Consider the following 21,244-nt stretch of genomic DNA (forward strand, 5'->3'; position numbering starts at 1 on the left):
TCCATAAATATCAATTGAACAATATGATGACCACCGTTCTTCACGCGTGAAGCAACTCGTTCAATATTAAGCCGTACATCCCCTAGTCCCACTTATTTCGGATACATTCCCTAGCTATTCTTATAGCTTCTTTCCCGGCAGATACTTTACTCTTGTCAGGATGAATATTATTAATTTTGCGGGCAAGTGCATCCGGATCAATATTTACACTTACCCCAAGCCGGTCAACAATCAAGTCGCGGATTGTGCTCTTACCACTTCCATTATTACCTGCAAACACAAACATCGTTGCCTTTGTCTCATTCATGGATGAAATCCTGTTCGCTCATTTTCTCGATCTTACCTGTACTATATTCTCTAACAATTTGGCCCTCATTTGTCTTATATACTATATATGTTCCATTTGCTTTAGCATCCAGTTTCGCCCGGTCACCTGTTAACCGAATCAATTTAGCAAGGTCCTTCGTAAGATTCATCATTCCACAAACACCTCATTTCACACTTATAGTTCGAGTATACCAAAGTACAACGCATTTTAAATCCGCTTCAAGCTATACAGATAATACATTGAATTTGGAATTTCTTATTAAAAACACAAACAACCTGCAGGATCGAGCGGCCGGTAGCTCTCAATGGCCTTGATTAATCCCAATCGCTCCTATGGAGATAAGATCCTCCATATCTTCGCCCGTGTTAGCTAACTTTCACTTCCATCAATAAGTTCAGAGTTCGGTGGACGAATGGAAGTTTAATTACTGAAACAGCGGCAATCAAAGACTATAACAAAAAAAGAGGAGTTCCAGACAGCCGTTTGGCTTGCCTGGAACTCCTCTTTTTTATCATTGCAATTGATAAATCCGGTAAAGTATGACTGCTGCCTCCGCACGGCTTGCCCGGCCTTTCGGATTCAGGCTTTGACCATCTCCCTTGACAATGCCCGCTTTGACGAGTGCTGCCACATCGTTAATCGCATAATCTTTTACCTGAGATGCGTCTTTAAACGCTGCCAGATCACCTGCTGTTCCGGCAAAGTCCGATTTGCCCATCACTTTGAGTGTACGCATGATCAGCACCATCATATCTTGACGGGAAATATCGGCCTTAGGATTGAAATTACCTCTTGCATCGCCGTTGGTGATGCCTAACCCCTTGGCAATGCCCAGCGCTTCAGCATAATACGTATTATCCTTAACATCTGCGAATTTCCCTTGAGTATCGCTTGACAAATTGAAGGCTCTTACCAGTAGCAGAACAAAATCAGCACGGGTAACGGGTTTGGCCGGCTCAAATGATGTCTTGGATGTGCCTTGGATGATGCCAGCTGCACTCAAGGCGTTAATCGCTTCTTTGGCCCAGTCGTATTTACTGCCAACATCCTGGAATGCTGCCGTAGTTGGGCTAGGCGCTCCGGTGGGACTCGGAATTGCCGTTGCTGTTGCCACAGCCTGCCCTGTCGTTACCGGTGTTGCAGTTGCAGTCCCTGCTGGTTGCCCCGATGATGGCTCAGAGGTTGGCGCCGGTGTTGGCACTGGCGTTGGCGTTGGCGTTGGCGGGGTTTCTCCGCCGCCAGCCTGTTCCGTAGTGGCATTAACATCAGCATACGCGCTTTCCCCATAATTGTTCACCGCTGTAACAGCAAACGTATATGCAGTGTGATCTGCCAGTCCAGATACAGTAGCCCCCAGACCGTCAGCATTCCATGTTACGTTCTCAGTTACCGGTGTATACGTATCCGCATTTTTGAGATAAAGATTATAGCTCACTGCTCCTGTTGCTGCCGGCCATGTTAAGGCAACTTTATTTATTTGTCCTGTTGCACTTGGCTTCACAACTTCTGGAGTAGCCCCCACCAGTTGAATACTGTCTACACGCATATCCGCATTTTTGAAGACCAGGTACAAATCATGCGTACCGGAAGACGCTGCCAGTAATTCTTCTGTAATCACTTTGTATCCTAATTCAATCACTTTAAACGAGCTGCCCGGAACATCCCGGGTTTCTGGTTCCGTCTGTTCAAAGGTCATCACGGCAAGACGTTTGCCTGTAGGCGAATCAGCTCTCAATTCAATGACAGAGGCGGGATTGATTGAAGCTCCGCGCAATGTAACGCCCGTCGCGCCAGTCAGGTCTACCTGATTTAGAGCAACCCAGGAACCATTTCCTTTAGACATAACACCGTAGTATCCGTTCTCTGACAGCTTTGCTTTCAAGCCCTCTGCAGTACGCAGCTTGGAGACCTCACGATATACCATTTCGCTCGAAGCGAAGGCATGATCAAATACGTTAACCGGTGTGGATGCATTCAATGCTGCGATGCTTCCTCCCGTATAAGAAAGCTCTGCTTGAAGCGGCAGATTCTGCGAGGATTCGCCTGCCGACAGGCTGTAAAGCCCCGACTCTGCAACATAATCATTGCTATTCACATTCCATACTCTGAAATCGGCCGGATCTACTGTCAGACGAACCGTTTTGGTTTTGCCTGCAGCAATCTCTACTTTTTCATAGGAAACCAGTTGTTTCTTTGGTGTATGTTCGCCGTAAGCAGAAGTATTGTTCTTAATATAAAGCTGAATGACTTCTGCAGTATCCACATTTCCAGTATTTGTGACATTGACGGTAACTTCAAACGGCTCGCTGCCGCTTGCGCTCACCGGAACATTAAGGTTGTCGTAGCTGAAGCTACTGTAGCTTAGTCCATAACCAAATGGGTAGGTGACATCCGCATCTGTGTACATATAAGTCATTTTGCTATCCATCGGATCGCCATTCGACATATCTACAGTGAAACGTGGATCAATGTCTGCTACCGATGTGCTCATGCCTTCAGGTAACGAATATTTATCCAGTTTCGGGAATGATTCCATTCCGGCATACCAGGTTGAAGATAAGCGGCCGCTAGGTGCGTAGTCACCAAACAACACCTCTGCCAGTGCTTTACTGTCATATTGGCCGGCATAGGGCTGATACAGAATTGCTGCAACATTTCCGTTACTCTGAATTTCCTCCATATTAACAGGGGCATTTGCTTTGACAATAACAATCGTCTTTTTCGGGAAGGATTCTGCTACCTTGGATACAATACGGTATTGATCATCACCCAGATTCAGATCGGAACGGTCTGCTCCTTCTCCAGCGCTATGCCGGGCTGCTGTTCCTACGACGACAACTGCATAATCGTTGTTGGCTGCCCATACCTGCGCATCTGCGCCAGCTTCTTTAAGTGTTATCTCGTTAAACTTCTGGTTGTCGCTGCGAATGGCAGCAGTTGCCTTATTGGTTAGCGTGGTTGCAGACAGATCAAGTCCATCTGAATTGTTCACTGTCACTAACCGGCCACCGGTGTAATACACCGTTTCGAAACCGCCAGTAAAGCTTTCAGAATACGAACCAGCAATCAGCGAGACAGTACCGTCCGGATTCACTTCATTACGGAAGCGGCCCGGCATCGTGCTGGCATCACTAACATTAGAGAACGGATTTTCTACCAGATTCAGCTTGGTAGCATCTGTGTTTTGCACAGTACGGTTGCTGCCGTTGGTTACATCCTTGATCCACTTGCCATTGGCAAGCGACAGATAGCTGTAAGCCTGTTGTCCCCAATCATATGCTTCAAAGGCTTGAGAAGTCGTGTACAGCTTGCCGCCAGATTGGTAAGCGTATACATTAGCAGTTACAGTAGAGTATACGTTGTCCGTAACCGTTAAAGCAGTTGGTGCAGTAAAGGATGTTCGGAGCTGAGCACCTTCCGTATATGTTACTCCCGTCACTGTCTTGTGATTGGCTACAGATTCAAAAGCGATAACTGGTGCACCTGTGCCATAAGTAACCTGATTGCTACCGATTACTTCACGAATAGCACCGAGCGGTGACAATCCAGCATTCGGCAATGCCGGCGTTTTCCCTACCGAATAGGTCGCCTTGAAGCGGGTATCTGCCAGAAGGCCTGTAACTGCCAATTTGCTTGATTTGGAGAGTGGCAGTACACCATCATTCTTGAGTAATACAACGCTTTCGCGCGCTGCATCCAGCGCAACCGCTTGGCTCTCAGTTTTTGTGTAGTTTTGAGGAGTATGATCTTTTGCCAGGTCTGTAAACGGATACATAACCGGAGAACCGTCAGCATTTTTTTCGTTAAAATGTCCGGAGCGAACCCACATTTCGATTTGCCCGCGAACACTGTTTTCCAGCTCAATGCGAGTCACACCGAACGTACCATTATTCACGGCATTACTAATGCTTGCTTGGGAAGAGCCTGAGGTGTTAGCATGATTGCCACTGAGCAATAATAGCGCAGCAGCTCCGTCAGCATCTGTATAATTTTGATAACCATTGTTAAAACCCGCTGTCATATTGCGGTCGGCAAATATAAAATCACCGACCGGCATCATGCTGTATGGGTTAGCATTCGAAGCGCGGATTATATTCGGCGAGATATGGTTTGGTACGCCATTTGTCCGGCCATAGGTTGTCATGAGGCTCTGTACCAAGCCTGCCTGAAGCGGTTCAAGAAAACTCTTGTTTTGGTATTCATTTAGTGCACGTGCGCTGGCATAGAATTGACCACTCTGTCTAAACCATTGAGCAATATAGTTGGTATAGTGCTTAGTACCAAGTTGTGCCTTGAGCCAGAAACCGTCTTCATTGCCCTCCTCGCCATATCCTGTGATGCCTTCTGCCATCGCGTTCACCATCGTTCCAGCAAGTACAGGATCTTCAGCGTATCCTTCCTCATACCTGCCGCTGAGCGGGTTAGTACGCAGGTCGGATACTGCCGAGAACATCAGCGTATTAGGATCGGTGGCATCCACTTCGCCCCGACGCTCATCACCGATAATGGTTCCTACCTTATTGACCAAGTCTTTGTTCCAGCTTTGGCCCAGGCCAAGCATGGATGGCAAATCGGTACTGACACCCATAACCCGGTCCACACCTCCGGCTGCCGTGCCTGGTAGCTGATAGCCCGCTGCGATCGTCCGCGCTTTTCCTGCGCTTTTTTGATCGGCGTAGTATACCAGATCCTCATTACTCATGTCGGATAGAATCAGATTAACAAATGCGTCCAGATGTTCTGAAACGCCATCAAAGATAGGTTTGTTTGTAGCATCCCTCTGGAATGATAACGTTTCGTTCTCAGCTGCAGTAGCATAAGCCGGCGGGATTGCCGGCAACAGCGAGCAAGTTAACACCAAAATTAGTCCAAGTACCGATAGTCTTTTTCGTAGCGGTGTTGTCCTTCTTTTACTCATATCAAGACTCCTTTAATAAATGGAATAGAATCAGCTGCCTGATTCAGGTTAATTGTAACCGCTTACTAAAAAAGGTATAAGTGACACTTTTTTTTGGGTTTGCACCGGATTTTTTAGGTAATGGGTTTAACATATTACTGACCATGTGGCTCCATGCAAAATACCCCCAAGCTTATTACTGCCTTAATGCAGCAGCTAAATCACTTGAGGGTATGTGAAAACTATAACATTAGACTAACTTTCCTTAACCTTTTACTCCTCCGACTGTAAGACCGCCGACGAAATACTTCTGCAGTGACAGGAACGCGATTAATAGCGGTAATACGCATAGGATACACGCAGCGAACAGTACGTTCCACTGTGCCGGGTTCTGCTGGTCACCCAGGAAGCCGAGCATCGCTACCGGGAGCGGTGAAGCAGACGCTTTGGTGATAAAGACCATATTGAAGAAATAGTCGTTCCAGATCCATACGCCTTGAGTAATGACAACGGACACCGTAACTGGAAGCAGCAGCGGGAACACGATCTGCCAATAACGGCGCAACATGCCTGCACCGTCAATATGAGCGGCTTCCTCGATTTCAACCGGCACACTGCTGCGGACAAATCCGGTGTAAAGAAACGTGGAGAATGGCAGACTACATGTAATGAACATCAGGATCGGTGTGTATTGGTTCATTGGAATACCCAGTGATTTGATCATCTGGATGATGGGTATAAGCACCATTTGTCCTGGGACTACCAGCCCCGAGAGGAAGAACAAGTACAAGAATTTACTAAGACGGCTATTCAACCGAGCCAATGGATACGAAGCCATCGCTGCAAGCAATACAACGAAAATGACTGAAACGGTAGTCAGAACAACGCTGTTCCACAGAGCAATCGGAAAATCCATCCGGTCAAAAGCAATTTTATAGCTCTCTAATGTAAATTCGCTAAACAAACTCAGCGGATTCGTCATATTTTTCGGGGAACGCAGTGACCCGGACAGTACGATTAGCAGAGGGATGAGGTTCAGCACAACAAATGCAATAATAACAAGATGTAGCGCCGATTTTCTAAGTGGACTGGTAGGCTTCATGCTGACACCTCCCGTTTATTTAAGGTCAAGACGAAAATACCGGTAATGACAATAATAATCGCAAAGGATATAATACCAAGCGCTGATGCTTTGCCAAAGAGCTGATCGGTAAACGCCATTTTGTACATTGCGTAGATCAGGGTGTTAGTCGAAGTACCCGGTCCACCGTTGGTCATAATAAACGGATAGTCGAATGCTTTAAGGCCATTGATGACGCTAAGCGTGACGTTGATCGTAATCGAGGTAGCCAGCATTGGAATTTTGATAAAGCGGATAAGCTGCCAGCGGCCTGCTCCGTCAATCCGTCCTGCTTCAATCATATCCTCCGGAACTGTCTGTAGGCCAGCTAAGAAGATAATTGTGCTTGTACCTATATTTTTCCAAATATCTACACCAATGATTGAATACAGCGCTTTGGAATAGCTACCTAGAAAATTGGTATCAACTCCGGTAATACCCAGTGTATGAAATAAAGAAGCAATCATCCCCTCATCCGGCATATACACATAGCTCCAGATAAAACCGACTACAATTGCGCTAAACAGAGTGGGAATATAGAATGCCGAACGGTACAGACCTTTTGCCCGAATATTCGTATTTAATAGAAGTGCTATTGCAAGGGCGATAATATTGCCCAATACAACTGTAATTAGCGTGTAAATTAATGTGTTTTTGATTGAGAGTCCTAGAATCTCTTCATGAAAAAGTGTTTTAAAATTGTCTAACCCTACATAATTGAAGTTTTGAACATATCCGTTATAATCCGTTACACTGTATTGAAAAAGCTTGAGGATCGGAGTAATCCAAAATAGACAATAAAAAAGAAGAGCCGGTACTGCAAACCAGTATAATGTCTTTTTCATTACAGAATTATTCATGCTGTTTCTTTCCTTTCCAGTAAAAGTTGCATCAGGGAGGGGAATCCTCCCTGATGCCATAAAAATCAAGGTTTGTAGAGCTCGGTATATTTGTCTTGCATCGCTTTCGTAACCTCTTCAGCAGTTGTCTTCTTGCCGCCGATGATTTCAGAGAATTTGGACTGCATTACGTCACTCACACCCGCTGGCCACATTTGGTTCGGGAAGTAGAAGGCATGCCCGGTGCTTTGAATTTCATCCAGCACATTTTTGAAAATCTCATTTTTAAGCTCCACACCGCTGAATACACTGATGGAAGAGTTAGCATCTACCCAAGCCTGGAACAGTGGTGAATCTGCAGCATAAAGGTATTCGAAGACTTCCTTGGTGATATCCAAGTTTTTGGAGCTGGCATTGATTGCATAACCAGCAGCGGTAGCAGCTGAAGCATATACAGGTTCCCCTGCTTTATTACCTGGAAGGCCAAAGAATCCGCGTTCGAACTGTGCTGCTCCATCCGCAGAAACTGCCGGTAAGTCCCATGTTCCTGTAAAGATCATGGCTGCTTTGCCGTCTACAAACTGCTGAAGAGCTTGAGCGCTTGCCATACCAAGCGAGCCTTTGTTCACATATCCTTTATCATACAGCTCCTTATATTGGTTAACAGTGTTAATCCATTTAGAATCTGTCAGGCTTGTTTCACCTGTTTGCAGTTTTTTATCAAAGTCTGGATCCGTAGGATATACGTTGTTAGCTGCAAGCTGGTACATTCCGAATTGAATTACCCATGGATCTTTATCACCCATAACAATTGGCGTAATACCGGCGGCTTTCAGCTTTTCGCTGGCAGCAAGGAAGCTGTCCCAGTCCTTTGGTGCTTCTGTAATTCCTGCTTCGGTAAAGAGCGCCTTGTTATAGAAGGTGCCCAGGATATCCATACCTTTGGCAACAGCATATTTTTTGCCTTCATAGCTCATGTCGCTGGCAGCTGATGTACTGATCCGGTCCCAGAAACTGAGATCCGACAAATCAGCAGCATAGCCTGCTTTTGCAACTTCGATGGCGCCCATATTTGCCATGTTGGGGAATACAAGGAAGATGTCTGGTCCTTCACCAGTCGCCAATTTAGCTTTAATTGAAGTATAGTATTGTTCGTCTGGAAGCTTCTGTACCTCTAAAGTAACGTTTGGAAACTTCTCTTTAACCAGCTTAGGCAAGGTATCCAGCTCAAAATCCGCGCCATCTGCTGCCTTAGTGCCTGAAACCAGCATATTCAGGGTGACTGGTTCGCTGCTGCTAGTCGAATTATCCGTTGCTGCTTCTGTTGGCGCTGCGGTTGCTGAAGCATCATTACCACCAGCATTGTTATTACTGGAGTTACCGCATGCTGTTAGTGCCATTGTACATGCCGCTACAAGCGCCAATCCTCTAAGACGCGTTGTCCAGTTACTCATTTGTGAATCCCCCTATTATTAATGTGTATTGCTCTTCCTTACATTTATAATTGTAAGTGGTTTCATTATTTATTTTAAGCGCTACATTTTTTAAAAAACTCCGCATTTTTTAGGTTGGAAATATCTTAAATAATAAAAAAGGATACCCCTGAATTTAGGAGTACCCTTGTATAGACCTATTTTTGCGTTATTGTTCATTACGGTCTTTGTCAATCTGTTCTTGAAGCTGAGTAACATAATCCAATGCTGAAAAATGCGGATTAGTAATTAATAACTGTGCATTATTCCATGCAACCATTTGAGCTTTGGGGGTGAATCTGGCCTCGAACCAGAGCGCGCCTTTCTTCGCTTCGTACAGCTTTTCCTGCACCATTAACGTTAGCTCCGGCAAATTCTGTGAAACATCTGAGACGTTGAATCCGGTTACCATTCCAAGGTCACTTATTGCTCTTTCCCCATATCTTGAGAAAACATATTTCATCCAATTACCAGTCTCTGGTGTAAATCCATTCTTAGAAAAAGAAGTGGTCAATCCGGCATTAACCGGGTATTCATCCAGCTTTCCAATGCCTCCGTTCACCATTGGAATACTAAAAAAGCCGATCTGATCGGCACCAATTTTGTTACGATTCTCGTCATTAAATGCACGGAGTTGCCAGCTCCCCATGTAAAACATCGCTGTTTGCCCGTTCAAAAACATATCAACTGAGGTATCCATATCGATGGTATTCACGTTACTGCCGAAATAACCCTTCAAGCCCATCTCCTTTACGATTTCTACTCCCTCAACAACTTTTGAATCCGTAAGTAAAAGCTCTCCGCGATCCACTTTATCCATAGCATCTACACCAAATTTGCGAATGATATAAGCGTTGATCAAACGGGTAATCGGCCACTTTTCTTTTCCGGCCACAGCAAAGGGTTGTATACTCTTCAGTTTCAGAACATTCGAGATTTCAAGCAGCTCATCCCATGTCTCAGGAACCTTTAATCCGTATCGTGCAAAAATAGACTTATTGTACCAGAAGCCTTCAATATTCATTTCTAACGGCAAGGCATACAATCCTTTTTCACTTACATTAGCTTTTAACAGCTGCACAGCTGTCGGATTAAGTAAATCGTACATATTTAGAGCTTTAAAGGTTTTCTCCACATCCAGCACAGCATTACTTTGAATCAGATCCTGAAGAGGTTTCCCTGATTGATAATTAAACAGGATAGGTAAATCATTACTTGCAGCCAGCAGCTGGATCCGTTGAGTCAAATTACTCTCCGCGACGTACTCAAATTTATATTCAATCTCCGGATGCTCCTCTTGGTATTCCTTAGTTAATTCACTGATAATTTGTGCGCTGCCCTCCCCTTCCTTGTTGGCTGACAGAAACAGAATCATTGTTTTTGGCGTAGGGGAGGGTGAGGCTGGCTGTGATATCCAACCGCATGAAGACAATAGGAGTGTAATGGTAATTAGCATAACAAAACATTGAAATTCACTTTTTCTGCTCATGTTCGCTTCCCTACTTCCCGGTATTGACCCGGTGTCATCCCGGTATATCGTTTAAAGGTTTCAGAGAAATGGCGTGCGTGATGATACCCTACCTGCTCGGTAATTTCAGTTATTGTTTTCCCTTCATTTAAAAATTCTTTAGCTTTCTCCATCCGTAGCCGGGTTAAGAACTTTATATAGGAAATGCCGGCTTCCTCTTTAAATAATAAGCTAAAGTAAGTCGTATTCATCTCTACATGATTCGCAACTTCGGATTGTGAAAGATCACGGCAGTAATGATTACGGATGTATTCCAAGGATTTTTTGATGGCACCATGCTTAGATTCACTTCGGACTTTAGAAATCCATTTCATCATTGTCAGCATTTCTTTACGGGCACAGGCAATTAATTCCTCTAACGACCCTGCCTCTCTTAGATCAAGCTGAGAATGTACAAGTAAAGGTTTTAGCTCTTCTAGATTCCCCCCTGTTTCCTTACAAATTTCCAGCCCATGAAAATAAAGAAGCTGCATTTGGGTTTCTGCTGATTCCGCAGTAGGCCTTCCCTTGCGCAACGCCTCGAGCAATAGATCCAGCTTCTCCGTCATACCCTGAAGATTGCCCAGGCGCATTGCTATGAAAACCTCCTCCTCCATATCGTTAAAGCCGTGCAGCACTTTATTGACATCATGAATGGATTCGAAGGTTGTTATCCCGCCCTCTTCAAGATACATACAATACTTTAACGCCCTTTTAGCTTCTATATAACTGAGTGGAGCTTCACTTAAGCTGGAGTATGTCCGGCCCAGACCAATGGATGCATCGGACTTGTGATTCCAATCGTCCAGCCAGGCAATAGCCTGATCACTGAAATGTAATATCAAATAGACATAATCTACTCCGTTTTTCACTCCTATTACCCGGCTATTCTCTAATTCCAGGTTTGCAATTTCCGCCGTACTGATCAGTACCGTTACTCCTTTAACTCTTAAGGAATCCTCACCTATGTGCTTCATCAAATCTTCGATAGCTGACGGGTCAGCCGGATAACCTGAAAGCAGGAAATTTATTGTTACTTTCTCCAGCATGCCCAACTTCCATTTCTGCTTCATCTCGGATAATTCATCTAGCTCATGAATCTTCTGTACCGCTTTCTTAATGCCTTCACGGATAGTCGTTATTGTTACCGGCTTCTCCAAATAATCGACAACACCAATCTTGAGCGCTTGTTTCACATACGAATATTCATTGAATCCGGTGAATACAATAAACATCGTTTCGGGAGCTTCATTGCGGATCATTTCAATCAGTGTTAAACCGTCAATCCCAGGCATACGGATATCTGTCATTACAATCTCAGGCTTCAATTCCCTGAACATTTCAAGTGCCGACAGCCCATCCGTTGCAGTGCCCGCCAGCACTACGCCGTATTCTTCCCATTTAATCAAACGTTCAAGTCCCTTAAGGACGATGATTTCATCGTCGAACACGACCGCCTTGATCATACTCTACTCCTCCTTCAACATGGCATATGGAAAGCGCAATTCTATAGTGGTTCCAGCACCAGGTTGACTAATAATGGAAAAAGAACTTGCCGGGCCATAATAAATCTGTAATCGCTCCTGCACATTTCTCATTCCGTAGCCTTGCTCGGTTTTCTGAATATCCTTTATCCCCACGCCGTCATCTGTCACAGTGAATACGAGATATTCACCATCCTTTTTCCCGGTTAATGTTATCGTTCCTTTGCCGACTTTGGGTTCAAGACCGTGATAAATTGCATTCTCTACAAGCGGTTGAAGCAGCAGCTTCATAATCTCAAAACCCATAACCTCAGGTTCGATGTTTGGTAAATAAGTAAATCTGTTGTCAAACCGCAAGTTCTGGATGATCAGATAATGCTCAATGTGCTTAAGCTCCTTGAAGACAGGAATCGTATCTTTACCTTTATTCAGGCTAAGCTTAAAGCTCTCAGAAAGAGATAAAGCCATTTGTGCAATATCCTCTTTCTCCTCAAGCATCGACATCCAATAGATAGAATCAAGCGTGTTATACAAAAAATGCGGCTTAATCTGCGCCTGTAAAGAACGCAATTCTGCTTCCTTTTCTTTCAGCTGCGATTGTAGTAAGCGTTCACTCAGCAATTCATACTCTGCCGTCACTCTTCTGAATGCTTCGCCGATGACCCCAACCTCATCTGCCTCAAAGGTTTCATTCGGCCTTGTGCTCGGATTGCCTTTTGCCCAGTCGCTGATCATTCGCTTGAGCAGCAACAAGGGTTTCGTAATCGTGCCGGACACCACGAATGAGACCACCAAAGCGACCATGGCAATTAGAACCGCAATAAGCATCGTGACCGTCGTGATCTGCTGCGGTTGTTCCATTAAAGTTTTCGTACTTATAAAATGGACAAACGTCCACCCGCTCGTCCTATTCAGGTATTGGCTGTAAATATAACCGTTATCTGTCAGCTTTGATAAAATAGACGAATTGTCATCTACATTAGTAATTCCAATCTTAGCCGTGATTTCCGGCTTCAAATCATATATGATCTGCGAATGGGCTTTGTCCGGGTGATTGTCCAAGACAATAAAATTACTTGTATCACTTTCATTAATCGACTGGCGGAAAATAGAGTTCTTAATGTTGATTACCAACAAACCGATGCTTTGCCCGCTTAACCGGTCCGGGTCGCGGAGCAGCTTGACGCTGGAAAAGGCGGCACCCGAAGAATCATTCTCCAATACGTCGAAGCCAAAAAACACCTCCTTGCCGTTAGCAGCAAGAGCCTTTAAGTACCAGTCCGTAACGGCAATTTGGCCTTTGGTGTCTTCCGATCCGTATTTGCCCGCATTCTCAGAGCGTCCGTAACAGACAGAGTGAAAATTGCGGTCAAACAAGCAGACTGATTCAATATTTTGCAGATCAAATAAATTAGATACCACAATATTTTGTAACAGGTTGGCCGTTTGAATATCAAGCACGGTCGATTCTTGCTCAATCAAATTCCCACTCTGCCGGACAGCCTCTCTTATATCACTATTTTCCAGTATAATCCGGTTCATATTAATGATATTGCCCAGCAATAAATCAGCCACCTCACTGGAAGTCTTTAGGTGATCCTGATTTGTAAGAATATGATTTTTCACTAAGGTATCCTTTGTGATATTCAGTGAAATATAGCCTAGCAGAAACAGCGGCGGGAGCGAAACCAGAATCATGACCGCAAAAAAACGGCTGCGGATTTTTGGGAATTTGAACTTTAGGCGTAATAAATCTTTGAAGGTGTTCATCAGCTTAGCATCCTTTAAATATTTCCAAGATTAAAGTCCATACTGACGAATTAGATAAGTTGGTGTACAACTCCAGGCGTGACAATAGCTATTAATTAAATAACTTCCATATGGAGAGAAGTTTTTGTTGGAAGGATCATATAGCTCCCAGAAGGTATCTGCGCCATCCGTGAGCATTCCACCCCAGTAAGATTTCAGGCAGGCCACCCCTTCTTCTGTACAACCGGATACTAATAACGCTTCCACCAGATGGTGATGCATATAGGGTGTAGATAAACCAATGGCAGGTGGAGAATTCAGCAAACGCAGCATAAGCTGCTTGTTCTGTTCTTTAGGGAAGACCTCGGCAAGCGCAAACCATATTTGGGTTGCCCAAGAGACTTGCCGGCCAGCACCACTTACAAAAAATCCTGAGCCCGGATCCCACAAAGTGCTAAATGCTCCGTTTATAGCCTTGGTTAACGCATCAGCTAAAGCTTTTTTGCTGTCACAGTTTAGGATCTCTGCAAGTTGAATGGCACGTTTGATGGTGTAAATCAGAATGGCTTGTGATGAGGCCTGTTTATTTAATTCAGGATGCCAGTCTATAAAAGCCCACCAGGTATCCTGATCCTGTACCAGGCCTTGAGGGTCCAGATTTTCAATAGCCAGTTCCACTTGCCTTTTGGCGGTTGGCCAAAGAGCCTTAAGTGTCTCTTCATCTTTTGAAGCGGTGTAATAATCAAAAAGTGAAGTTGTGTAGAATAAGGAATAGTCAAACAAATATGTGTCATCAGCAATAATAGCAGGTTCTTTAAACAGATTGGCAGATACACGTCCCTTTTGGTCCGGAACTCCGGCAAACAAATATAAACAACGTTTAACCAAATCAAAATTCCGGAATGTCGCATAGTTAGCCAATGCCTGCAGGCGCAGGTCGCCGAGCCATAATCGGCGGTCACGCTTTGGACCATCTTCGAATACATCATGCATGCAATCCTCTAATGTCCGGATACTGACTCGGTCAATCTCTTGAAGTAGGGCATCAGGATGATCTAAGGGTCGCACCGCAGAATGATCCGCCGATGTAACCGTATTACAGATCACATCTTCAAATACCACACGGTATTTCACAGAGGTTGCCAGAACTTCGAGCTTTAGATAACGGAAGCTGTAACGCCGGGGAAGCTCTATTCGCCGGGGCAATACATCAATATATAAAGTCTCTTCCTGCAGCCAGGAGCTACTAACCCAACCTTCGTACTCCGAGAAGGGCTCAGCCATCTCAACAGGCATTTCCCCAAAGGTCAGCTTAAGCTTCAGCGGAGCATCCGGTGGACTTCCCACTGGGCGGACCTTAAAAGAAAGAAAACCAACCCGATGGTCGCTGAAATCCAAAATAATGGAATCGCCCTTGCCTAACACATATACCTTAAGTTCCTCAATATCCGCCAATTTGTTCGTTTTCCATCCGTGAATCACGGTTTCATCACGGATGACTTCAATTAGACGCCCCGGTGTAACCTTTCTTTTATACAACTCCGGTTTCAAACGCTCGCTCTCTGCAATGAATGCTTCTACAGGTTCGATAATAGCCTGTACAGCCTGCATTTTAGGCTCCCCCATTTATATCATCTCCTCTAAGTATCTCCATAAGGTCCTACCTATATTAAAGCGCTTCCGGCAGAAAGGAACAATTTCTTAAGCACGTGACTTTTTATTCTTTTTACAGGTATACTATGAATGCGATCACAGCTGACAGGAAGAAGGGTTTATTTTGCAGCTTCAAGAACTGGATCAATATTTGCGAAATATTAATCCTATTGAGAAGGAACAACAGCAATCCGGGATAAATATAAATGATGTATGGCCGTTAGATTGGGTAGGCGCGAACAAAGATTATTTCCGAATGCCCGCTGACTTCTTCTTTCAGGATGGCCCTATTCATCTCCGTAAACATAACCGATTTGCTCCGATGCCGCTTCATCTTCATAATTTCGTAGAAATGAACTATATTTACTCCGGCCAGTGTGTGCAGTGGATTAACGGAAAGCGAATAGTTCTGCAGCAAGGGCAAGCCTGCCTGCTCGATTCAGATGTTCTTCATAGCATTGAACCTATGGGAGAGAATGATATTTTAGTTAATATTCTTATGAAGCCGGATATTTTCAGAAATGCACTTAGCCGATTCAGTGAAATCGGGATCTTATCCCATTTCATGGTGAATGCCCTTTCAGAAAGCACAAACCATAACCGCTATATTTTATTCGAGTCGCAGGAGCACGACAATTTTCACATATTTATTAAAAATATGATGTGTGAGGCTTTTGATCCCCAAGTCTATTCCAAAGAGATGATCTACCAGTATATGATTATCAGCCTAACTGAATTGATGCGGGTCTTCACCTACCACACCAATGCAGATCGCCTCCACCCGGAAACAAAATTCAACCTAATTCAGGTGCTTAAATATATTGAGCTTCACCATAAAGACTGTACGCTGGTCGAACTTGCCGAGGTGTTTAACTACAATGTGAATTATTTAGGAAATTTACTCAAAATAAAAACAGGCAAGACCTTTATGGAGCTAATCAAAACGCAGCGGATGCTGACCGCAGCTTCACTTCTTGTAAATACAGGACACAGTATCGAAGAAATTGCTCATGAGGTGGGGTATCAAAGCCTGGGGTTTTTCTATAGAACCTTTTTTGATCATTATCAGACCACCCCCTCCAAGTACCGGAAGCAGCAGATGAACAATATGCTATCCAATTCTAATGATAAATAATGTCGGAGTGAGGTAGATTGGCATAACATAAAAAGCCCCTTTCGGGGCTTTCTACATTTCTTCAAGAAGCATCATTCCGACTCGAGGATATCAATCAAGGTAATTTCATTACCTTCCTTGTCTGTCCCAATTGGATCGTGGAGAGACACGTCTTTCCGTGTTTTTTTTAGCGAACGCAGGTGCATAAGGATTTCGTTTTCAATACATCGGGCCGCGAAGGTGGCCAGTTTCGTTCTCTTATTCGGCCGGTAACTCTCAATGGCCTTGATCAGCCCAATGGTGCCAATGGAGATCAGGTCCTCCATGTCCTCGCCGGTGTTATCGATATTTTTTGAGGTTGAGGATACGATGCGATGTCAGAACAATTAAAAACAGCAGTCTGGGATCTTCTAAATCTGGGACTTCTGCTTTTTTGCATTGGTCCTCCCGGGAACTACTTATGCAATATCATGACTGGCTAATCCAAGTAACAATCATCTCCCCATTATCCCGTCCGCCTTGCTCACTGTTCTCTGCTCTTTTGTCTCTTTTGTTTTCTGCGTTGCTCTCTTACGACACACCTTACTCCTTTAAAGAAGTCACCATTTACCATCATCAGAACCCCATCAAGCATAGCCATGTTGATCCTCCCGCCGGTCATCCTCGCCAGCCCCCGGAAAGGCATATGATAGACCGACATCATCATCAGGTTAGCTGTACTGCGCTTGCCGGCCTTGACCAGCAACCAATGCATGAACACCATTAGGCGGTAAGTAAATCTTGCAGCTGCTCCCCTGGCATACTGGCACTGGGCAAGCGTATCATTGTAACCCAGCGGCTGCATGCGGTCCCAATCCGGAACAGGTGCTTTAGTACCGAGCAGATGTTCAAATTCATCTAAAGGAATATGGTTAACCAGACCCGAATAATAGGCTGGAAGCTTTTCTTTGTCATAGGGGAGCGGCGTACGGGTACCTTCCACAAATAGCAGTCCTTCGAGCTGTATATCAGCACTTGAGGCTCCTAAATAAATGCTGTATTCTGCCTCTTCAATCTCCCATCTGTTCGTCTTCACATTGAAATAACGGAAGGTTTTATCGTCAAAAGCCAAACTAACTGTCCGGGTCTCGCCCGCATACAGATATATTTTGGTAAATGCCTTCAATTCTTTTTTCGCCCTAAAAATCTTATCCGACCGGCAGCCAACATACAGCTGAACAATTTCCAATCCGGGAACCCCGCCGCTATTCGTCAGCTCAAAGGCTACATGACTCTTGGATACCTGAAGATTGGAGTAAGCAAATGTGGTATAGCTAAGCCCATAACCAAAAGGAAAAAGAACTTCCTTATCAGTTGTGTCATAGTAACGATAGCCTATATAAATACCCTCCCTGTATTCCACGCTAACCTCCTTCCCCGGAAAGCTGTGATATGAAGGTGTATCTGCATAGCTCAGGGGATAAGTTTCGGCCAGCTTTCCTGAAGGATTCACTTCACCTGTTAAAATCCTTACAATCGCCTCGCCCCCCGCCTGTCCGGCCAGATAACCATGAACTAAACCTTTCACCTTATGAATCCATGGCATTTCTATTGCAGAGCCGCAGGAAAGAATGACTACTATATTGGAGTTAACCTCATGCACCGCGTTCAGTAAATCAGTTTGATTCTCCGGAAGCCTCATACTCTGCCTGTCCAGTCCTTCCGCCTCCGTTACTTCATCCAGTCCCAGAAAAAGCAGCACAACCTCTGCCTTAGCGGCGAGGCTTACTGCCTTTCTGCGTTTCCATGCATCCCCTTTCCCGTAACGCTCAAATCCGGGCTCATATCCGATGCCGGCAATACCGGACTGCTCCAGACATCCGAGGACGTTATCGGTTAGGGTCGGGTTTACAATCGATGATCCTGCGCCCTGAAACCGCGGTTTTTCCGCAAAATCTCCAATGACCGCAAGCCTGGTTTCTTTTCTTAGGGGAAGTATGTCTTCTTCATTTTTTAGTAAAACGATAGATTCTTCTGCGGCCGACCGGGCTATCTCATGATGTTCGATTACAGAAAACGCTTTGGTTTGCCCGACAGCCGACCCTGTTGAATAGATCAAATCCAGCAGTCTATCTGTGCATTCGTCCAGCACTGATTCTGAGAGCATGCCGCTGCGGATCGCGCGAATGATCTCCTCATTCGTCTCACCTGCTGTTCCTGGCATTTCCAGTTCATTGCCGGCCAGCATTCCTGCTACACGGTCATTACTGCCGCCCCAATCAGTAACAACAACACCTTTATACCCCCATTCCCCGCGTAAAATCTCCTGCATTAGATGGATATTTTCATTCGTATAGCTTCCATTTAACTGATTATAGGAAGACATAACCGCCTTTGTCTCTCCCTCTTTAATAGCAATTTCAAATGCAGTCAGATATATTTCCCTGAGTGTTCGTTCATCAACAATCGTATCAATCGACATCCGTCTTTCCTCCTGGTTGTTCACTGCAAAATGCTTCACACAGGCGGAAATCCCGTTTGCTTGAATGCCGCGGATATAGCCGGCAGCCAGCTTGCCGGCCAGATACGGGTCTTCACTGAAATATTCGAAGTTCCGCCCGCACAACGGGTTTCTTTTCATATTAATCCCGGGGCCGAGCAGAACATTAACCTGCTGCGCTGCCGCTTCTTGTCCCAGGCATTCACCCAGCTTCTCCGCCAGCTCAACGTTCCAGCTGTTAGCGATAGTCGCAGCAGCCGGATAACAGGTTGCCGGCAGGCTGGCATTAAGCCCGAGATGATCTGCCGCTGCCGCCTGCTTGCGGATTCCATGCGGCCCGTCCGCCAGAAAGATACCGGGGATGCCTAGACGATCAATATTTTGTGTAGTCCAGAAGTCTTTTCCTGACATCAGAGAGGCCTTCTCCTCCAAGGTCATTTTCCCGATCAAATGTGCATATTTCATCCAAACTCCCGCTTGACCACACTTAACGCCTCAGCGATCACCTGATGCATATCAAAATATCTGTACAGCCCTAACCGTCCTCCCAGCAGCACATTAGGCATTTGCTCCGCCAGTTCACGGTACCTTCTGTATTTTTCATTATTGCCGCCGTCATTCAAAGGATAGTAGGGCTCATCCCCTTTGCTCCAGGACTTTGGATATTCCTTCGTGATGACAGTCTTGGGCTGAGTCCCGAATTCAAAATGCTTATGCTCAATGATCCGGGTATACGGGGTCTCGGCATCGGTATAATTCACAACTGCATTTCCCTGATGGTTCGGCTGATCCAGCACAACAGACTCGAAGCTCAAGCTCCGGTATTCCAGTTCACCAAATCTGTAGTCGAAAAACTGGTCGATCATACCTGTGTAAACAATCCTCGGGTACTCCTCTAAATACATCTCTTTGTCCGCAAAAAAGTCCTGGTTCAGCTCTACGTGAATGGATACGTCCGAAAGCAGCTTTTCAATGATTGGGGTATAGCCGCCGACAGGGATTCCCTGATAGGTGTCATTGAAGTAGTTGTTATCATAGGTGAACCGGACCGGGAGCCGTTTAATAATGAAGGAAGGCAGCTCGGATGCTTTACGCCCCCACTGCTTTTCACTGTAGCCCTTCACCAGCTTTTCATACAGATCCTTTCCTACCAGCGAAATGGCCTGCTCCTCCAGATTTTCCGGCTTAATGATCCCGGCAGCTGCTGTCTGCTGCGCAATTCTGGCCATCGCCTCCGCAGGCGTAACCGTTCCCCACAGCTGGTTAAAGGTATTCATATTAAACGGCAGATTATAAATTTCACCTTTGTAATTGGCGATCGGGCTGTTGGTATAGCGGTTAAACTCTGCGAATTGATTAATGTAGTCCCAGATTTCCTTACTGTTCGTGTGGAAAATGTGAGCGCCATATTTATGCACCTGTATACCCTCAATGTTCTCGGTATAGATATTCCCGCCGATATGCTTCCGCTTGTCGATCACCTTTACACGTTTCCCCCGCCGGGCCGCTTCATAAGCAAAGACACTGCCGAATAGCCCCGAGCCTACCACCAGATAGTCGTATTTCATATTGGGCACCTTACTCTCAATTAAATCCCACGATCTTCCGGGAAACCTTATAAGCAGATACCGTTATACTGCGGCCCAGATATCCCGGTATGTTCATTAATCTGCCCATTACCCCGTACCGGATCGTATTGTACAATTCCATATCTTTTTCTTTGATGTACTTCCACAGCTCTTTTTTCTTCTGTAAGTTCTCTTCCTGCTTAGAACGGATTAAGAGTATAGTGGAAATGACCGTGATAATCTCAAGGTAGTTCAGCATATACTGGCGCAGCTTCGGGCTTACAATTTCTTCCATTTCCAATCCGTCGATCATCAGTTTATTTACTTTCAGCTGCTGATCAATTCTGGCGATCATAACCTTCTCGTTAACGGACTGATCTTCTCTCCCGATAAAATACCGGTAGAAATCCGCATTCACATAATAGATCCGTTCCACTTTCTCCAGCGGCTTGAACACAAACAGATTGTCTACATAAAAGGTATGCTCCGGCAGCCTGAACTGGCAATCTTTCAGCAGATTCGTCCGGTAGATGATCGAGTGCATCAGAATATACTGGCCCTTGCGGAAGCTCTGAATGTCGTCCCAGGTAAAAATCCGGTCCTCCGGAAAGTTTCTGTCATACTTCATAACCTTCCGGTGCTTTTTCCCCTGCTTCTCGTAGACAAAATTGCTGACTACCATATCCACCGGCGCGTCTTCTGTAATCAACTTCTTCAGCGTCGCCAGTATTTTCTGATACGCCTTTCTGTCTACCCAATCATCACTGTCCACTACCTTTACGAAAAATCCGGAAGCATGGCTGATCCCTGTATTCACCGCACCGCCATGCCCCAAATTTTGCTGATGCACCACTTTTACCATCGATGGATACTTTGCCTCATAGTCCTCGGCAATCATTCCAGTCTGATCACTGGACCCATCATTGATGATCAAGATTTCAATTTCTTCTCCCTCAACAAGCAGGCTGCTGATACAACGGTCCAAGTAATCCTGCGAATTATAGCAGGGGATTATGAAAGACAATAGTTTCATT

The 21,244-nt window shown here is 45.1% G+C and carries 13 protein-coding genes and 3 pseudogenes; 1 reads left to right on the plus strand and 15 read right to left on the minus strand.

Annotated elements, in window-relative coordinates:
* Positions 1-20 precede the first annotated feature (20 nt).
* From LOS79_RS17280 to LOS79_RS17325, 11 genes and pseudogenes are all read right to left on the minus strand, one after another.
* A pseudogene (locus LOS79_RS17280) lies at positions 21-307 on the minus strand (hypothetical protein); the annotation flags it as partial.
* Positions 300-479 carry a hypothetical protein gene (locus LOS79_RS17285; RefSeq protein WP_315422597.1) on the minus strand — a complete coding sequence of 60 codons (180 nt, stop codon included), beginning with the start codon at positions 477-479 and terminating at the stop codon, positions 300-302. The pseudogene LOS79_RS17280 and the gene LOS79_RS17285, both read right to left, overlap by 8 nt.
* Before the next feature lie 143 nt (positions 480-622).
* Positions 623-704 (minus strand): annotated as a pseudogene (locus tag LOS79_RS33070) (RNA polymerase subunit sigma-70); the annotation flags it as partial.
* A 135-nt stretch (positions 705-839) separates the two neighbouring features.
* Complete coding sequence (locus LOS79_RS17290) at positions 840-5,246, minus strand: glycoside hydrolase family 3 C-terminal domain-containing protein (protein WP_315411267.1); 4,407 nt, start codon at positions 5,244-5,246, stop codon at positions 840-842.
* Positions 5,247-5,490: 244 nt separating this feature from the next.
* The gene (locus tag LOS79_RS17295) at positions 5,491-6,327 is read right to left on the minus strand and encodes a carbohydrate ABC transporter permease (RefSeq protein ID WP_315411268.1); all 837 of its coding nucleotides are present in this window, start codon (positions 6,325-6,327) and stop codon (positions 5,491-5,493) included.
* Positions 6,324-7,190, minus strand: coding sequence for a carbohydrate ABC transporter permease (locus LOS79_RS17300; RefSeq protein ID WP_315411269.1), 867 nt, complete (start codon positions 7,188-7,190; stop codon positions 6,324-6,326). Before LOS79_RS17300 ends, LOS79_RS17295 begins: the two co-directional genes overlap by 4 nt.
* An 80-nt stretch (positions 7,191-7,270) precedes the next feature.
* Positions 7,271-8,638: an ABC transporter substrate-binding protein gene (locus LOS79_RS17305; RefSeq protein WP_315411271.1), complete on the minus strand. Its 1,368-nt coding sequence runs from the start codon at positions 8,636-8,638 to the stop codon at positions 7,271-7,273.
* A 187-nt stretch (positions 8,639-8,825) separates the two neighbouring features.
* A complete protein-coding gene (locus LOS79_RS17310; RefSeq protein ID WP_315411273.1) occupies positions 8,826-10,145 on the minus strand; it encodes an ABC transporter substrate-binding protein in 1,320 nt (439 codons plus the stop codon).
* A complete protein-coding gene (locus LOS79_RS17315) occupies positions 10,142-11,629 on the minus strand; it encodes a response regulator (protein ID WP_315411275.1) in 1,488 nt (495 codons plus the stop codon). The genes LOS79_RS17310 and LOS79_RS17315 overlap by 4 nt, the downstream gene beginning before the upstream one ends.
* Before the next feature lie 3 nt (positions 11,630-11,632).
* The gene (locus tag LOS79_RS17320; protein WP_315411277.1) at positions 11,633-13,417 is read right to left on the minus strand and encodes a sensor histidine kinase; all 1,785 of its coding nucleotides are present in this window, start codon (positions 13,415-13,417) and stop codon (positions 11,633-11,635) included.
* A 30-nt stretch (positions 13,418-13,447) separates the two neighbouring features.
* Positions 13,448-15,022, minus strand: coding sequence for an alpha-L-rhamnosidase-related protein (locus LOS79_RS17325; RefSeq protein ID WP_315411279.1), 1,575 nt, complete (start codon positions 15,020-15,022; stop codon positions 13,448-13,450).
* A gap of 151 nt (positions 15,023-15,173) precedes the next feature.
* On the opposite strand from LOS79_RS17325, the gene LOS79_RS17330 reads away from it, so the two are divergent.
* On the plus strand, positions 15,174-16,184 hold the full coding sequence (locus LOS79_RS17330) for an AraC family transcriptional regulator (protein ID WP_315411281.1): 1,011 nt from the start codon (positions 15,174-15,176) through the stop codon (positions 16,182-16,184).
* Between the two features lie 74 nt (positions 16,185-16,258).
* Here LOS79_RS17330 and LOS79_RS17335 read toward each other — a convergent pair.
* The 4 genes and pseudogenes from LOS79_RS17335 to LOS79_RS17350 all read right to left on the minus strand — a co-directional run.
* Positions 16,259-16,534 (minus strand): annotated as a pseudogene (locus tag LOS79_RS17335) (sigma factor); the annotation flags it as partial.
* 152 nt (positions 16,535-16,686) lie between these two features.
* Positions 16,687-19,107, minus strand: a complete 2,421-nt coding sequence (locus tag LOS79_RS17340; protein WP_315411282.1) for a beta-glucosidase family protein — start codon at positions 19,105-19,107, stop codon at positions 16,687-16,689.
* The gene (glf, locus tag LOS79_RS17345; protein WP_315411284.1) at positions 19,104-20,210 is read right to left on the minus strand and encodes a UDP-galactopyranose mutase; all 1,107 of its coding nucleotides are present in this window, start codon (positions 20,208-20,210) and stop codon (positions 19,104-19,106) included. Before glf ends, LOS79_RS17340 begins: the two co-directional genes overlap by 4 nt.
* Before the next feature lie 16 nt (positions 20,211-20,226).
* Complete coding sequence (locus tag LOS79_RS17350) at positions 20,227-21,243, minus strand: glycosyltransferase family 2 protein (protein ID WP_315411286.1); 1,017 nt, start codon at positions 21,241-21,243, stop codon at positions 20,227-20,229.
* Between the last annotated feature and the right edge of the window lies 1 nt (position 21,244).

It is taken from the genome of Paenibacillus sp. MMS20-IR301, assembly GCF_032302195.1.
Classification (GTDB): domain Bacteria; phylum Bacillota; class Bacilli; order Paenibacillales; family Paenibacillaceae; genus Paenibacillus_AQ.

Coding starts and splice junctions, on each gene's coding strand:
- LOS79_RS17340 (WP_315411282.1), bottom strand. CDS start 19,107: ATGAAATATGCACATTTGATCGGGAAAATGACCTTGGAGGAGAAGGCC.
- LOS79_RS17315 (WP_315411275.1), bottom strand. CDS start 11,629: ATGATCAAGGCGGTCGTGTTCGACGATGAAATCATCGTCCTTAAGGGA.
- LOS79_RS17310 (WP_315411273.1), bottom strand. CDS start 10,145: ATGAGCAGAAAAAGTGAATTTCAATGTTTTGTTATGCTAATTACCATT.
- glf (WP_315411284.1), bottom strand. CDS start 20,210: ATGAAATACGACTATCTGGTGGTAGGCTCGGGGCTATTCGGCAGTGTC.
- LOS79_RS17300 (WP_315411269.1), bottom strand. CDS start 7,190: ATGAAAAAGACATTATACTGGTTTGCAGTACCGGCTCTTCTTTTTTAT.
- LOS79_RS17305 (WP_315411271.1), bottom strand. CDS start 8,638: ATGAGTAACTGGACAACGCGTCTTAGAGGATTGGCGCTTGTAGCGGCA.
- LOS79_RS17295 (WP_315411268.1), bottom strand. CDS start 6,327: ATGAAGCCTACCAGTCCACTTAGAAAATCGGCGCTACATCTTGTTATT.
- LOS79_RS17290 (WP_315411267.1), bottom strand. CDS start 5,246: ATGAGTAAAAGAAGGACAACACCGCTACGAAAAAGACTATCGGTACTT.
- LOS79_RS17285 (WP_315422597.1), bottom strand. CDS start 479: ATGATGAATCTTACGAAGGACCTTGCTAAATTGATTCGGTTAACAGGT.
- LOS79_RS17320 (WP_315411277.1), bottom strand. CDS start 13,417: ATGAACACCTTCAAAGATTTATTACGCCTAAAGTTCAAATTCCCAAAA.
- LOS79_RS17325 (WP_315411279.1), bottom strand. CDS start 15,022: ATGGGGGAGCCTAAAATGCAGGCTGTACAGGCTATTATCGAACCTGTA.
- LOS79_RS17350 (WP_315411286.1), bottom strand. CDS start 21,243: ATGAAACTATTGTCTTTCATAATCCCCTGCTATAATTCGCAGGATTAC.